This window comes from Mucilaginibacter sp. OAE612, assembly GCF_041806395.1.
Taxonomy (GTDB): domain Bacteria; phylum Bacteroidota; class Bacteroidia; order Sphingobacteriales; family Sphingobacteriaceae; genus Mucilaginibacter; species Mucilaginibacter rubeus.
This window is the reverse complement of the sequence record NZ_JBGMUW010000001.1, coordinates 1394511-1411481: the sequence shown is the minus strand read 5'-3', so window position 1 is coordinate 1411481 and position 16971 is coordinate 1394511. Positions and strand designations below refer to the sequence as shown.

6 protein-coding genes are annotated in these 16971 nt (G+C 43.0%); 4 read left to right on the top strand and 2 right to left on the bottom strand.

What is annotated here, in order from left to right; all coding sequences use genetic code 11:
* Positions 1-7 precede the first annotated feature (7 nt).
* Together ABID99_RS05890 and ABID99_RS05885 are read right to left on the bottom strand one after the other, a co-directional pair.
* Positions 8-3022 (bottom strand): SusC/RagA family TonB-linked outer membrane protein, encoded by a 3015-nt coding sequence (locus tag ABID99_RS05890; RefSeq protein WP_373613161.1) that lies wholly within the window; start codon positions 3020-3022, stop codon positions 8-10.
* 375 nt (positions 3023-3397) lie between these two features.
* Positions 3398-7468: a two-component regulator propeller domain-containing protein gene (locus ABID99_RS05885; protein ID WP_373613160.1), complete on the bottom strand. Its 4071-nt coding sequence runs from the start codon at positions 7466-7468 to the stop codon at positions 3398-3400.
* Positions 7469-7788: 320 nt separating this feature from the next.
* Between ABID99_RS05885 and ABID99_RS05880 the strand changes: the two genes are divergently transcribed.
* The 4 genes from ABID99_RS05880 to ABID99_RS05865 all read left to right on the top strand — a co-directional run bounded on the left by ABID99_RS05880 (position 7789) and on the right by ABID99_RS05865 (position 16970).
* Positions 7789-9678 carry a 7TM diverse intracellular signaling domain-containing protein gene (locus ABID99_RS05880; RefSeq protein WP_373613159.1) on the top strand — a complete coding sequence of 630 codons (1890 nt, stop codon included), beginning with the start codon at positions 7789-7791 and terminating at the stop codon, positions 9676-9678.
* A gap of 954 nt (positions 9679-10632) precedes the next feature.
* Complete coding sequence (locus ABID99_RS05875; RefSeq protein ID WP_373613158.1) at positions 10633-13800, top strand: SusC/RagA family TonB-linked outer membrane protein; 3168 nt, start codon at positions 10633-10635, stop codon at positions 13798-13800.
* Positions 13801-13816: 16 nt separating this feature from the next.
* Positions 13817-15691 (top strand): RagB/SusD family nutrient uptake outer membrane protein, encoded by a 1875-nt coding sequence (locus ABID99_RS05870; protein ID WP_188832793.1) that lies wholly within the window; start codon positions 13817-13819, stop codon positions 15689-15691.
* Positions 15692-15854: 163 nt separating this feature from the next.
* Positions 15855-16970, top strand: coding sequence for an SPFH domain-containing protein (locus tag ABID99_RS05865; RefSeq protein WP_373613157.1), 1116 nt, complete (start codon positions 15855-15857; stop codon positions 16968-16970).
* The last annotated feature ends 1 nt before the right edge of the window (position 16971 follow it).

Here is a 16971-nt window from a genome sequence, read left to right as displayed (position 1 = left end):
GGGTTAGTTATTTTAAAGAAATATTAGCACCTAAAATGATTGTACGGGTTTGTGGATAATTATTTACCCAATCGCCCGATCCGCGGGTTGAGTAATTGGCCTCAGGGTCCCATCCTATCCAGTTTGTAAACGTTTTCAGGTTTCTACCGCTTAAATAAAAGGTTAAACCGCTTATGCCTGCTTTATCAAGCAACCTTTGAGGAACTACGTAACTAAAAGTCACATCTTTAATACGTGTATAGCTAGCATTCCGCGGATAACCATAACCACGTGTATTCGTATAGGTTAATGACTGAAACTCGTTACTGTTATTGGTTGGTGTCCAGTAGCCAACCGCGGCAGGTGTATTTCTTCTGCCCGATTCATCGGCATAATTTAAATCGGCGTTATTTTTTAACATACCCTGTGCCGTTTGTACAAAGATGCTCAGGTTAAAATTCTTATAATGAAATGTGTTGGTTAAACCGCCGGTCCACTTAGGGTCCTGCTGTCCCAATATTACCCTGTCCCCATCGGCAGTAATTTTACCATCACCGTTAATATCGGCAAATTTCAAATCCCCCGGCTTAGCAACGGGATCCTGCTTGGAAGGATCTTCGCCTGTTTGCCAAACACCCGTCATTTTGTAATCATATATCACATTGATAGGCTTGCCTATAAACCATTTGTTACCTATGTCATCTTTCCCATCGCCATAAAGGGCAACAATTTTATTTTTATTTGCTGCAAACACAATAGTACTTTCCCATCTAAAATCTTTGCCATCAATATTGCGGGTATTTAATGTTACCTCAATACCTTTATTTGCTACCTTACCTATGTTATCAACAACCTGGTTGTAACCGGTAATGGTTGGTAGGGCGCGGTTTAACAATAGTCCGGTTGTTCTTGAATCATAATATTCCACGGTACCACTGATTCTCCTATTCAACACAGAAAAGTCGGCCGCGATATTAGCCTGGTTAGTGCTTTCCCAGTGCAGGTTTCCGTTACCAAGATTGTTTGCCTGTATACCTACGGTACTTACCCCATTAAAAGGAAACCTTACCGTACCATCCGATGTAATGGTTCTGTAAACACTTACCGCCTCGTTACCGGTTTTACCGTATGATGCCCTAAGTTTTAAGTTATTGATCAGTTTGGAGTTTTTGAGAAAATCTTCGTTACTTACATTCCAACCAAGAGCTGCAACCGGGAACCAGCCATATTTGGAAGTATTGGCACCAAATACTGATGAACCGTCACGCCTTACGGTCAGGGTTACCAGGTACCTGCTGTCATATGAATAATTCAACCTGGCCATTTGCGAATTAAGCGCATACCTATCTGAATAACTCCCTGAAAAGCCATTTACACTTGCGCCTGATACTGTTGCGCCAATACCAATCTGGTTAAATGACAGTTCGTCGTTTATATAACCAGTGCCGGCTATTCCCGAAATGAAATATTTACGCTGCTGCGCGCTGTATAAGCCTGTAAAATCGATCCGGTGCTTACCAAAATCGCGGGTATAAAGCAACAGGTTATCAAGTGTGTAGCTATTTGTTTCGGAACTTACCGCGGTTGCCGAACCTAAAGGTGTATTAGCCAAACGGCCGCTATAGCCGTCTACACGGGTAGGCAGGTAAGTATACCCGGCATTTAAGCGGTATTTTAAGCCTTTGAGCACACCTCCAAATTTCACTTCAGCATAGCCATTACCGCTAATGTTTACACTGCGGTTTATCTGATTTGTAGTTAAGCCAAGCAATGGATTAACATATAATTGCTCAGGCGCCATCGGGTAAATAGTATAAGTGCCATCGGCGTTATATACGTTGCCATAGGGACTCATGGCTGTAGCGTTCAGTAAGTTTGCCCTGCCGCCATCATAGTTATTATTAGCGAAATACAAATTTGCGCCCACGCTCAGGTAGCTGGTTACGTTTACATCCAAGTTTGAACGTACGCTTGCACGGTTATACTGATAGCCTTTTATCACACCTTTTTGTTTCAGATAATCGCCTGATAAAAAGTATTTAACATCGGGGGTACCGCCTGTTACACTCAGGTTATGATCTTGCATAAAGCCTTGCTGGGTAGTTTCTTTTACCCAATCAATAGTACGGCCCGCTGCATAGTTAGCCCTTTCTGAGTTATTATACACCGGCTCCGGGAATTGTTGAGTTAAGTGGTTTTGAGATTCATAATCAAGGAACTTCTGGGTAAATGAGGCCGGATCGCGTGGTTCAAGGATATGCCCAAGATTTTCATAACCGGCATATCCGTTGTAACGAATTACAGGTTTACCAGTAGTACCACGTTTTGTAGTGATCAGGATAACGCCTTGCGAGCCGTTAGCACCATAAATAGCAACTGCGGAAGCATCTTTAAGGATTTCCATTGACGCAATATCGTTGGGGTTAATATCATTAAGTGATCCCCCACTTTTTGTAAGCGGGATACCATCAACTACCACAAAAGGCCCCGAAGCTGCCGATATGGAATTTTGACCTCTCACCGTGACTGAAGGCTGGCGACCAGGAATTGATGATGTGGTGGTTACAGTTACCCCGGCAACGGCACCTTCTACGGCCTGCAATACGTTAGTTACCGGCAATTGTGATAAGCGGGACTTGGGTACCGTTGTAACCGAGCCGGTAACGTCCGATCGTTTTTGCGTACCGTAACCAACCACTACAACCTCATTAAGCTGCTTGTTACTATCTTCAAGTACGATATTTAATGTGGTGGTATTTTTTGTAACCGCAATGAATTTGGCTACCATGCTCACAAAAGAGATCTTTAACGTTGAGCCTTCCGCAACTTCTATTTTAAAAGTGCCATTAACATCGGTTGTGGTTGATTGGGTTGTGCCCTGGATGTTTACAGTTGCACCGGGCAACACATTGCCGGTAGCATCTTTTACAACACCTTTTACATTAATTTTTGTTTGCGCGCTTGCCAGTTGAGCAATGCCTGTGAGCATCATCATTAAAAGCAATACGGAAAAACTTTTTAAGAGAGTAAATCTATATTTCATAATTTAATTTGGTTTATAAGGGTTCATTTAATTTGGAATTTTGGGCGGTAACTGAGCCTATCCGGGCCGGTTTAACACCGCGGCATTAGCTGCCCGGTTGCGCATTTTTGAAATTTTCATTGCATTAATTTTTAGTTTATGAATTGCCGGCAATAAAATATTGGTACTGATTATTGCCTGTCGGTTAAAACGAAATAAGCGGAATTTGGCTTTGCGAGAGAGGGGTAAAACTATAAATTACCGGGGTCAAAATATATAAAAAACCCTCTTTTTGATAGTTTTTGTAGAATAAGCAATAAAATAAGTGTCAAATTCACTTTTATTTTTCCGGAAAGCTTTTCCGGCGACAACGTACTATCCCGGTAAGGCAGGGTCTTATTTGGAAGAGTTTTTTTCAAACTCGTTCATACGATACGAAATTTGAAAATTTGCGCGGTGTTTTTTGATAAAATCAGACGGATTGATCCCGTATTGTTTGAAGAATTGTTCGCGAAAGTATTTCACATCGCTAAAGCCAACCTGGAATGCAGCTTCATTAACATTACAATTGGTTTGAATGAGTAATTCGGCAGCTTTGCGCAGGCGCACAAACCGGATAAAGTTATTGACCGATTGCCCCGTGATGTTTTTAAGACGTTTAAATAAGGTTGCATAGCTGATACCAATCTCTTTGGCCAGCACATATACATCAAACTTATCGTCGGTAAAATAATGCTCAATTACCGAAATACAATTATTCAGAAAGTCCTTATTTTCCTGTGAGATACTGCGACCGGTGCTTTTCTTGGTAACCTCCTTATAAAAGTAATTCTGAAGCTCGGTTTTATTGCGTAGCACACTTTTTACGCGCGCTATGAGTAATTCTTTATCAAAAGGCTTGCGCAAAAAATCAATGGCCCCTTCCTCTATACTCTTAAGCATTATATCCGGCGTTGTATCGCCGGTTAAAAGGATAACAGGGATATGGCTTATGGCCTGGTCTTCTTTAACAATCCGGCACAGTTCAAGCCCGCTGATACCATCCATCACGATATCGCTTATAATTACATCGGGGATATGCTTCTTGATAAGTTCAAGGCCTGTGGTACCGTCCTGCGCCTCGATTACGTTATAGCCCGGCGTAAAAATCTTTTTGATGTATGAACGGATCTGGTCGTTATCATCAATCACCGTAAGCGTATGCCTGGCCGAACTGAAGAGCTCCAATCTCGCCAAATCCTCGTCTTCCGGCACAATATCTTTGTTATCTTCGCTAATAAGCTCATTTACATACGTGTAATCCGGCACAACATCATCGACAATAACCTCTCCCGAAAAATGCGCTTTACCCTTTGGCAGCGCCAGGACAAAGGTTGTCCCCCCATCAGGATTGTTGGAGTAGCTAATATTACCTTTATGGCTTTCAATAAAAACCTTAACCAGGTATAAACCTATGCCAAAACCCTTACGGAAATAGTTTTTATCCTTTGCCTGGTAAAATTTATCAAACAGCCTGTCGCCGGCCTCGGTATTTATGCCTATGCCATTATCGATTACTTTAAAATATACATAAGTATCGTCCTGTTCAATTACAACATGGATAGTACCACGGTCGGGAGTAAATTTTATAGCGTTTGAGATGAGGTTAAACAAAGCTATTTCTATCTTTTCCAGGTCGCAGTACACCTCAATGGCATCTGAGCCGCCCTCGAGGGTATAACGAAGATGTTTAATTTTGGCTTGCTGAATAAAGCACGAATAAACCTCGTTACATAAAGTCACAAAATTTAACCTGCTTACTTTCAGCGAAGCATTTTCGCTTTCGGTTTTCCTGAAAAGCAGCAAATGATCAACCAAACCAAGCAGTCGGCGCGCATTGCGGTAAATTGTGCTCAGCTCTTCTGCATTTCCTTTACTTTGATTAAGAAGGTCCTTTATAGGGTTAATAATAAGCGTTAACGGCGTTCTGAACTCATGCGATACATTGGTAAAGAAAGTCAGTTTCTTTTCGTTGAGCTCCTTTTCTTTCTCCACCTGCAGGTTGGCCAGCTTTACCTTAAACCTGAGCCTGGCCTGGTTTAATCTGTACCTGTAAAACGCGTAGCCTATAGCAACTATTAATGACAGGTAAACTATATAGGCCCACCAGGTACGATACCAAGGTGGCAAAACAATAATTTTAATGGTAATGGGTGGCGCTGTCCACTGTCCTTCCGTATTGGTAGCCCTGATTTTCAGTGTATAGGAGCCTTCATTGAGACGCGAAAAGTAGGCCGACTTTAGCTTGCCTACATAGTTCCAGCCATGGTCCCAGCCTTCAAGGTAATAGGCATAGGAGATCTTTTCGGGAAATGAATATTCAAGCGCTGTATAACTGATGTTCAGCGTTGCCTGGCTAAACGGGATGGTTATATTTTTTAATTCATTTAACGGCAGTTTTGGGCCATATACACTATCGAGCTCAATTGAAACGTTGTTTATTTTAAAATCAGAAAGCATGAGCCGGGGCTGGTGTGCATAAGGAGCGATACTATCGGGCGAAAACAAATTAAACCCTTTGATGCCGCCGAACAACATTTTGCCCGATGCCAGCTTTAAGGCCGCGTTGTAATTAAACTGGTTGCTTTGCAAACCATCAGATGCATTGTAATTGGTGATCTTTTTTGTGATTACATTAAAACAGGAAAGGCCATTATAAGTACTGCACCATAAATTGCCGCTGTTATCAACCAATATATTCAGTACAGTATTGCTCGGTAACCCTGCCGATTCGGTGTATCTTTTATACTGATGGGTGTTGGTATTATATTGAAGCAGCCCTCCGCCTTCGGTACCAATCCATAAATTGCGTTTATTATCTTCGGTAATAGCCCTGATGGCCTGGCCGATAAAATAAACCTGGTGTTTTTTATGCTGAACATCAATTTTGATGAGGCGACTATAATTTCCCGCCCACAAATTACCTCTATGATCTTCAAAAAGCGCGTGGAGGTTTACCAGGCTGTTATCAAAAAGTTCAAACTGATCTTTGGCCCGGTTGTACAAAAACAATGCCCCTCCCCAGGTACTGCCTGCCCACAAACGGTGCTGCGAATCTTCATAAAGCTTCCAAAAATTCCGTTCTTCTTTTTTATCCACCGGGTTATAACAGCTATAATGTTTAAACCGGCCGGTTGCATTATCAAACGCATCAATGCCACCATTAAAGGTTGCCACCCAAATCTTATTGGTATAGTCGTTTAAAATACTTACAACAAAATTACTGCTGATAGATCCCGGAATATTTTGGTGTACATAGGCAGTAAACGTATTTGTTTTAGTGTTCCAGTAATTTAACCCGCCGCCGTCAGTGCCAATCCATACATTATGCTGCTTATCTTCGCAAAACGACAGGATAAAATTATTGATAACACTATTTTTATTAAAAGCATCATGCGCGAACACATGAAAAGAGGCCGGTTTGCGGTCAATAATGTTCACGCCACCCCGTAAGGTTGCTATCCAGATCCGGGATTCATCATCCTCATAAACAGCATCAACAGCATCGCTCCGTAAGCTATTAGGTGTTTCGCCTGCATTGATATAGATGAGCGTATTGGTCTCCGGGTTCCAAACTTTAATCCCTCCCCCATTGGTTGCAATCCAGATATCGCCGTTTCTTGTTGTGGTGAGGCTAAAAATATTGTTGTTGGTCACTTTGTTAAGCCCGTTCTCCAGTCTCGTAGTTTTCAAGGTGACAGGATCATATATCCATAATTCATTACCTGCGCCTGCAATAATTTTACCTTTTCCATCAATGGTCATACAACCTGCATATGCCAGTTCTGGTGATACAATTTTTATCTTTTCAGCCGGTGCATCGTATCTGCCAAGCCCAACCCCGTTTACCAGAATCCAGATAGTGCCCTGCGTATCCATCTGGGCAGCAATGGTATTAAACTGTTGTTTTTTGACATCATACAGGATCTCTTTGCCAATGGTATCTGTTTTCCCAAATTTTAGGAAGCCGTATGTACCATTGGTAGCGAAAATATTACCCGACCGATCGGAGACTATCTCATTGATATTAAACCCAATTTTAATTGGCTCATGCTTTTCATTATAACAATAAAGCGCATGAAAGCGCGAGTCGGCATAATCAAAATACATGAGTCCTTTTTCGGTTCCTACATATATTCGTCCGCCGCTGGCGTTAATGGATTTAATGTGATTATTGACGAGCGAGTTTTTATCTCCCCAGATGTTCCGGAAGACTTTAAATGTGTAACCGTCATACCTGTTGAGCCCGTCATAAGTTCCCATCCACATAAAGCCATATTTATCCTGTGTAATACAGGTTACCGCATTGTTTGAAAGGCCATCTTCAATGCCTAAATATCTAACCGGAAAACCCGGGCCTTTTGCTGACGCTGTTAATGAGTAACATAAAAAAGAAATAAGCAAAAAAACCTTTAATCGCTGAAACATTAGCCGGGTAAACAATAACTGGTTACCTCCAAAGATATTAAAATGTAACAGCCTTTCATTCGCAGATTTTATCCTGTTTAGATACGACAGGAATACCAACACAACAAAAGCTTATCAAAACATACAGGGAAAATAGCTCACATACCACAGACAAAATAATTAACAATTAATTATATTTGGGAGATTATAAACCTGTTCTTAATAAACATTATTATGTATGACCGTTATCCCAAAAAATGGGGGAATGCAGTAATTATGCATTTAAAATGATTGCAGGCCATACTACTTATTAAAAACATTTGATTAAACATTTACCTGCATTGACTAAGTACTTATTTATTTTTTATGTATGCCTGTGGGCACTTACTTCCCGTGCTCAAAATATACTTCGGGTTGATGAAAGTGTTCAGCAACATAAATTTACCCTTAACGAGGTAAAATACCTGCAGGATAGCACCGGCAAGCTAACTTTCCGGGAGATCCAGGAAATGAGCTCCTCTTTTACCGAAAACAGCTCATACTACCCCAGCAATCACCATAAAAACTCCACCTATTGGTTCCGCGTGCGTATGTACTTCAGCGAACCTGTAAACAACAGTATCATTGAGCTATTTGATCAAACAACTGATGAGGTAACGGCGTATATGCCTGATGCGGCAGGCAACTATATCAAAAGTGAATCGGGCGCTAACCTTAATTTCAACAGCAGGCTTTTTCATCATAAAAACTTTGAATTTCTGATCGGGGATACCAAACCTGGTTATCATACTTATTATTTCAGGATCAAATCGCACAATGCGGTAAATGTTATTATAGTTTACCGTACCATTAATTACTTTATCCATTATGCGCTTAATGAATACTTAACCTACGGCCTGTTTTATGGTATGATCCTTATTTTTTGTTTCCATAACCTGCTTATGTTTCTGGCAGTTAAAAAGAAACAATACCTGTACTACGTATTTTACATTTTAAGCGTAGGCCTTTACGAAATGAGTGCCGATGGCATCGCGTTCCAATATTTATGGCCGGGAGTTCCGGCTTTAAATAATTACGGGAACGGCACTGCCCTATATTTTACCAGTATTTGCGCCCTGATATTCAGCAAGGAGCTATTGCAGGTTAAAATAAAAGCTCCGCAGTTTAACAGGCTAATCAATTGTGTGATATTGCTGCGCACCACCTATTTTCTGTATTGCCTTATCTTCAACAATTCGCTGTTTGTATATAAGTTTGTTGAAGTGATCCCGCTATCGCTGGCTTTTGCTACCGGTGTGTATATCTATAAAAACGGCTACAAGCCGGCCCGCTTTTTTGTGCTGGCCTACTCAATTTTGTTTGTGGGCTTTATAGTTAAAGCGTTTACCGCCCTTGGTTACGCTTACTTTTTACCCGCACCTATAAGCTACTATAGCCTTAGTTTTTGTTTTATTATTGAGATGATACTGTTATCATTTGCCATTGGCGACCAGGTAAGGATCCTGCGGAAAGAGAAGGATGCAGCCCATGAAGAAACCATACGGCAAATGCAATTGAACAGCCAGTTGAAGGATTCAATAAATGAGGAATTGGAGCGCCAGGTTGAAATCCGCACACACGAACTGGTTGAAAAATCAAACGAGGTGAGGCAACAAAGCCAGATCATCGAAAACCAAAACAAAGAATTGTTACGGGCCAACGAGCAGTTGGAAAAGCAGGCCGGTGAAATATTAAGAATGAATATTTTACTTGAAAAAGATAATGTTCAGCTCAAAACAAACATTGAAAAGGTTACCGAATCACGCGCGTTATCTACAGAGTTGGGCTATGAAGAATTCAGCGCTAAGTATCCCGACCAGGAAACCTGTTTTAAATTCCTGTCGGCTTTAAAATGGAAAGATGGCTTTATTTGCACCCGCTGCTCGAATACAACGTATTGTGCCGGCAGGTTGCCGCACAGCCGCCGGTGTACCAAATGCAGTTATGAAGAATCGGCCCTGCATAATACCATATTTCAAAACAGCCGCATTCCTATCAATAAGGCTTTTTATCTCACCTATCTTATTTACAGTACTAACGGCACGATATCATCGCACCAGCTTTCCGAAAAGCTCGATATCCGCCAAAGCACCTGCTGGACTTACGCCATCCGTATAAAGAAAGTATTGCAGGAAAAGAAAAAATCAAGGAAAAAGAATGATCAGCAGGGATGGACGGTGCTGGTGATGTGAGAAGTAACATTTGTTCTTTGTAGCATTTGGGGAGTGTTATTCGTTGACATTTTTCGCTGTTTGTATATAGTCTAAGTAAGTCGATGCCTCCGAAACCCTCGCGGATCCAAGCTATTCCATAAAATTGATTTGTCGTTTAATCAGCAAGGTGTATTGTTTTGCCCCTCTGGGGCAAGGGGTATTTCAATAATCTCACATGCTACAAACCTTTTGCACCTCTGGTGCACTTGTCCTTGGCAATTAATACCTGTTTGTTAAATTATAAAAGTCCCCCAGAGGGGGAAAAGGTTTGTAGAAAAAAACGTCCTATCCCCTACCCGAGCCCCAGAGGGGCTCAACTCACGCACTTTACCCAATTTGACTATTGATTTTGTGGGTTAACTTAAATCTGCGAGAGCCCCTGAGGGAACAGCCCCTTTGTATTATCAATAATTCCTTTGATTAATTCATTGGTAAGGAACGTATTGGCTTTTCAATAGCGATTTTCTCCTCTAACAGGACGCGCCCCTCCTGTTTCCATCCCCCAACCTTATTTCTGTTGCAATAGGGCAGGTTTTAACCACTCTCCAATCCCCTCAATTGTCATTTTTTAAAATATTTTCACTTTTTTTTCTTGTTCACCAAGCGTATCACCCGAAAAAAACAACGAGGTGTAACCTGCTGTAAATACGCAACTTCAACGTTTGAGTTTTTCGTTATCAAAACGTATCAAAATATATTTAAACATCTTAAAATCAATAACTTACATACAATAAACCTATTGCATTATTGATTTATTCCACGTTAAATTTACCCCACCAATTACCAGTTAGTAATACGCTTAACCAACAAATCGATTATATGAAGTAAGATCGCGCGGCAGTATTTACCTGCACCGCTATTGTGTAAACCAGGTTTGCCTATAGCCCATTCCGGCAGCCACGGGCTGCTTAACCAATTAAACAGCAATTAATTATGAAGAAAAAAATTACGCTAATTTTTGTTTTACTTATTACAATACTAACACGCACGTTCGCACAGGACATTACCGTGAAAGGTATTGTTAAAGACAACCAGGGTCTGCCAATACCTGGCGCCACTGTAAAAAACAAGTCAACAGGTGCGGTAACCGTTACGGATTTAAAAGGCAGCTATTCTATCACAGCCAACGGCAACGCTACACTTGTTTTCAGCTTTGTGGGTTCGGCCACACAAGAGCAGCCGGTTAATGGACGCACAACAATTGATGTAACACTGGCCGATGCCAACAAACAGCTGGAAGAAGTTGTAGTAATAGGTTACGGCACACGTGCCGTTAAAGATGTTACCGGTGCCATCAGCAGTGTTAAGGCCGAGAAATTAGAAAATGAACACCCGGCCAGTGCTACGGATATTATCAGGGGCAATATCCCGGGTATATCGGTTGCCTTGAATACCTCGGCCAAAGGCGGCGGTACCGGCGATTTGCAGATCAGGGGTAAAGCCTCCCTTTCGGGCAACGTACAACCTGTTATCGTATTGGATGGGGTTATTTATCCGGGTCAGCTGGCTGATATCAACCCTAACGATATCGACCGTGTCGATGTGTTACGAGATCCAAGCGCACTTGCCGTATACGGTGCACAATCTGCCGGTGGTGTTGTAGCCATTACTACCAAAAAAGGTAAAAAGGGTGGTACTCAAATCACTCTGAATGCCAATTTCGGTATTGCTCAACTATTGCAAAATCAAAAATACTATACAGGCGATGGCTTCCTTAACTGGCGTGCCGACGGAGCCCGTAGTTCTAATACTTCAAATCCTTATTATTATTACAGCAACCCCAACAAACTGCCTGAGGGTGTAACGCTTGACCAGTTCCTAAACGGTGCTACAGGCGATCCTACCACCATCTGGCTGCAGCGTTTGGGCTTATTCCCTAACGAGATTGCCAACTACCAGGCCGGTAAAATGACCGACTGGTCAAAACTGATTTTCCGCAATGGCTTCCGTCAGGATTATACAGGCAGCTTTTCGGGAAGTTCAGAAACCGTTAAATATTATGTATCGGGCAACTACACTAAAAACCAGAACCTGATCCAGGGCGGACAGTATACCGACGGCCGTTTCCGCGTAAACCTGGAAGGTAAGGCAGCTAAGTTTTTAACCCTTGGTGTAAATGCGCAATTTGCAAGCCGCGATGAAGGTGCAGCCAGCACCCCGCTGAGTGGCCAGGGTATTGACGCTACCGAAGCCGACTGGACGCAGATCATTAACTCATCTCCTTATGGAGATGTGTACAATGCCGATGGCTCATTACGCCGTATCGATACCGATGACAGCGGTTTGAACCAGCGTAACCCATTCCTCGGGAACCGCTATAATCAAAACGTAGCGGTTCAAAACACGCTGTTCTCGGTACTTTTTGCCCGTTTGGATCTCCCTTTCGGCATTAAGTATACGGTGAATTATGCGCCAACCATCGAATCGTATCGGAACTTTTTCTTCCGCCCCGTAGCTAACCCTAACGAACTTTCGGGTGGTACCGCTATCCGTACACAAGAAAACCGTTACAGGTACAACCTTGATAACATTTTAAGCTGGAACAAAACTTTTGGCATCCATAGCTTTGATGCAACCTTCCTGCTTAACAAAGAAAAGTATCAAACGTGGTATACCAATGCTTCAAACACACAGTTAACCCCAACCGATATTTTGGGTTACCACAACATAGGCGCCGGTAATTTGCCTGTTGAAAGCAGCGATGACCGAATTTATAACGCCGATGCCATCATGGGCAGGATCAACTATACCTTATTAGGCAGGTACATTGTTACCGCCACTGTACGCCGCGACGGTTTCTCTGCATTTGGCTTGCAGCACCCACGCGAGGTATACCCTTCTGGAGCAATTGCCTGGGTATTCAGCGATGAAAGCTTCATGAAAGGCGACGCTTTTAAATGGCTTGACTATGGTAAATTACGTTTCAGCTACGGCGCCAACGGTAACCGTACCAATACAACCACTGCCGATCCATCCATCTCATTAGCTGTATTGGGCGGTATCAAATACCCTACAGCAAACAACTCTGGTACAGTTACCAATAACAGCGGTATTTATGTAAGTACTTTACAAAATGCGGCTTTAAAATGGGAACGTACCGTAGGGCCTAACATCGGTCTGGATTTCACCATATTACACAACAGGTTAAGCGGCTCGATAGATGTTTACGACCGTAAAACTACCGACCTGCTGGTTAAACGTAGTATTCTTGATGTTCAGGGCTACAACTCATCGGGCGATTTAGTTGGTGGGGCTAACAACTCCAACCCATACACCAACATCGGCCAGGTTAACAACAAGGGGTTTGAAATTTCATTGGATGGCAAGATCATTAAAAGCGAAAACTTTAACTGGAATGCCAGTGGAACGTTTTTCTTAAACCGCAACAAAATTGTTCACCTGTATGGTGCATTCCCGGTTACTGATGCCAACGGCGTTACCACCAATGTTGAAAAAGACGATATCGGCAACGGCTGGTTCATTGGTCACGATATCAACGTTGTTTGGGATTACAGGATCCTGGGTGTTTGGAAAACCGCAGATGCTACTGAAGCAGCTAAATACGGCGCTAAACCCGGTGATTTTAAACTGCAGGATGTAAACGGCGATTTTAAATTCACCAATGATGATAAGCAATTTCTGGGTTCAACCAATCCACGCTTTAGCTGGTCTTTACGCAATGATTTCAATTTCCTTAAACATTTCGATGTATCGTTCCTGCTGGTATCAAGCATTGGTCAGTTAAGGCAATACAACCAGGCTTTAAACAACCCGGGCAGCGTAGGCTTTGCGCGTATGAACTCATACGTATTGCCTTACTGGACACCTGATAACGAGATTGACGATTACGCCCGCTTAAACTCAGGTTCATCAGGCACAACCATTAATGTTTGGCGTAAAGCTTCGTTTGTAAGGCTGCAAACCGCTTCTATCGGCTACACTTTCAGTCCGCAGCTCATCAAACGCCTGGGCATATCAAGCGCCAAATTATTTGTGAATGCAAGCAATGCAGCTGTGTTTTCAAGCTGGCCGCTTTGGGATCCGCAAAACGGCGGTCCTACTCCAAGATATTTATCAGCCGGGTTTAACGTAGTTTTTTAAAGGAGGGATTTAATACATGAACAAGATAAACAAAAACATCATGGCTGCGGCTTTAGCAGCGGCAACCATATTTATAACCGGGGGTTGTACCAAGCGGGCCGATCTGTATCCGCAGGCACCTTCAAAATTTACACCCGACGTAACTTATACCTCACCTGCTGCATTTAAAGCAGCTTTGGCTACATTAAATGTAAGCGTCAGATTTGAATACTTTGGCGACTCGGCCCCGTTGCTTACCGAATCGATATTTACCGATGCCGCGGTTGAGGGTACTACCGATAAAACCACACCCGCACAGGATCTGAACGCGCGTATCACCCCTACCGCCAACCTAAACAGTGACGACTATAACAAGATAGGTCGCTACTGGAGCGCATGGTACCAGGGCATCCATGACTGTAACGTTATTTTATCGAGGCTGGATAACATTAAATGGCCTTCAGACGCCGATAAAAACCTGGTAAAAGCGACAGCTTTATTTCACCGGGCTTACCGCTACTATCGTTTAGTGCATGAGTTTGGCGATGTGCCATTGCTGCTAAAAGAAGAAACTGCGGTAAACACCGGCTACTTCAGTACGCAGCGTATCGTTATTCTCAAGCAAATGAAAACAGACCTGGAGTTCGCCGTAGCTAATCTTACCGATGCGAACGCTAAAGGCGATATCTCCAAAGGCGGCGCTGCCCACCTTTTAGCTAAAGTTGATCTGGCACTTGGTTTATTTGATGATGCCATTGCAGCCGCCAACGTTGCCATCAACGGCCCGTATCACCTCATGACCAATCGTTTCGGCATAGTTGCGGGCGATGCTTCAAAAAACATCATCTGGGACCTTCACCGACCCGAAAACAAGGCTTTAGGAACAAATGCCGAGGCTTTATATGTAGTACTTGACCGCGAAACACTTGACGGCGCTACGCCAAACGGATCACAGGTGATGAGGAACTGTGTGCCGATGTGGCATAACGGTACTATACTTACCCCCGGAGCGCTGAAACCGGGCATTTCAGATAAAGTAACCGAAGAATTCCCGCTTACTTTATGGTATGGCCGTGGTATTGGTCGTTTACGCGGTACGCCTTATGCTACCAAATACATCTGGACAGATAATACCGACTTAAGGCACGCTCCCGGAAACTGGATGAACATGACTGATCTGGTTTACAATAGCCCGGCCATTAAAACCTCCGATCCGGCATGGTATGGCAAGCATCTTGAGCAATATACCGATGCTAACGTTAAGCAACGCTTCCTGAATGGTGCAAAAGATACCATCCGTGCCTGGTTTGGCTGGCCGCATTACAAAGTGTTTATTGGCTCGGGCCCTATCGCGCTTGATAAATGGTGGAGCCCGCCGCGTGGTACCAACACCGACTGGTATGTTTTCCGCTTAGCCGAAACCTATCTGTTACGTGCCGAAGCCTACGTATGGAAAGGCCAAACCGCACTTGCTATGGATGATATCAACAAAGTAAGGGCACGTGCAAATGCACAGTTGTTAACAGATCCAGGCAAAGTTAATATCGGCACTATACTTGACGAACGCCAGAGAGAACTGTATTGGGAGGAGCCACGTAAAACTGAGCTTACCCGTATCGCTTTCATCTTTGCGCAAACAGGAATTGCCGCTTATAATGGAAAAAGCTACAACGTAGCTAATTTTTCAACAAGCAACTTCTTTTACGACAGGATCATGGAGAAGAACGACTTCTATAAAAACCCTAATGTTGTAACCAATTCGGGTAATCACTATACTATTTCGCCATACCATGTTTTATGGCCTGTCCCGCAAAGCGAGATCGACCTGAATGTAAATGGTCATATTAACCAGAGCAAAGGATACGCAGGTTCAGAAACCAATATCCCGCCTCTTGATAAAGTAGTACCATAATTTAGTTGATTTGTAACATTTGAGCCGGGCATTAGTCAATTGATTAGTGTCCGGTTTTTTGTTTTATGCAGATTTAAAAGCATAAAATAATTAACAGTGGGCGCATTCACCTATTTGTTTTTTTCACATATTTAATCATTATTTAAACCTGACATCCAAAAATATGGGCCTGTTCAATATCCTTCGTAACGAATTTATAGATGTAATAGAGTGGGTTGATACCACCCAGAATACGCTTGTATGGAAATTTCCGCGCCATGATAATGCCATAAAGATGGGTGCAAAACTTATTGTTCGCGAATCGCAGGCAGCTGTTTTCATGAACGAGGGACGCATCGCCGATGTATTTACTCCCGGTACTTATGAGTTGCAAACGCAGAACATGCCTTTGTTAACCACCCTAATGAGCTGGAAATATGGCTTTGAAAGCCCGTTTAAAGTTGATATATTCTTCGTAAGCCTGCGTCAGTTCACCAACCAAAAATGGGGTACCAAAAACCCGGTAATGATCCGCGATGCTGAATTTGGGCCGGTACGGCTGAGGGCATTTGGTTCGTTTAACTTTAAGGTTCAGGATCCTAAAGTATTTATTAAGGAAATCGCCGCCACTAATCCCGATTTTATCATTGAAGATATCAATGAGCAGTTGCGGAACACCGTTGTTTCGCGGGGGATGGATGCCGTAGCCGAATCAAAGATAAACGTGCTTGATCTGGCAGCCAACTACAACGAAATGGGCAAATTCATAACAGAATCTATCCAGCCCGATTTCGCTGAGCTTGGTTTAAACCTAACCAAACTATTAGTCGAAAATATCTCCCTGCCACCCGAAGTTGAGCAGGTGCTGGATAAACGCAGCGAAATGGGCATATTGGGTAATCTCGGCGCTTATGCACAATTCCAGGCTGCCAATGCTATTGAAAAATCTGCCGAAAATACTATTGGTGGTAACTTAGGAGCTGCCGGTATGGGTTTGGGGGTTGGCGCTGCGATGATGGGCCAGGTTGGCAATATCTTTCAGCAAAATCAGGTTACTCCTAATAATACCGGTGGTGACGTACCGCCTCCGCCGCCCCAGCCAGGCATCCAATATCATATTGTGAAGGACGGAAAATCAGACGGGCCGCACACTATCGATGAGATTAATGCTATGATCGCCAGCAGAACCTTAAGCAGGGAAAGCATGATTTGGAAAAAAGGAATGGCTGCATGGGCGGTTGCATCATCTGTTGAAGAGATAGCAGAATTATTCAACAATGTACCTCCACCGATAGTCTGAT

Bases quoted from the DNA above. Each gene is read 5' to 3' on its own strand.
- ABID99_RS05875 (WP_373613158.1), top strand. From the start codon at position 10,633: ATGAAGAAAAAAATTACGCTAATTTTTGTTTTACTTATTACAATACTA.
- ABID99_RS05870 (WP_188832793.1), top strand. From the start codon at position 13,817: ATGAACAAGATAAACAAAAACATCATGGCTGCGGCTTTAGCAGCGGCA.
- ABID99_RS05885 (WP_373613160.1), bottom strand. From the start codon at position 7,468: ATGTTTCAGCGATTAAAGGTTTTTTTGCTTATTTCTTTTTTATGTTAC.
- ABID99_RS05865 (WP_373613157.1), top strand. From the start codon at position 15,855: ATGGGCCTGTTCAATATCCTTCGTAACGAATTTATAGATGTAATAGAG.
- ABID99_RS05890 (WP_373613161.1), bottom strand. From the start codon at position 3,022: ATGAAATATAGATTTACTCTCTTAAAAAGTTTTTCCGTATTGCTTTTA.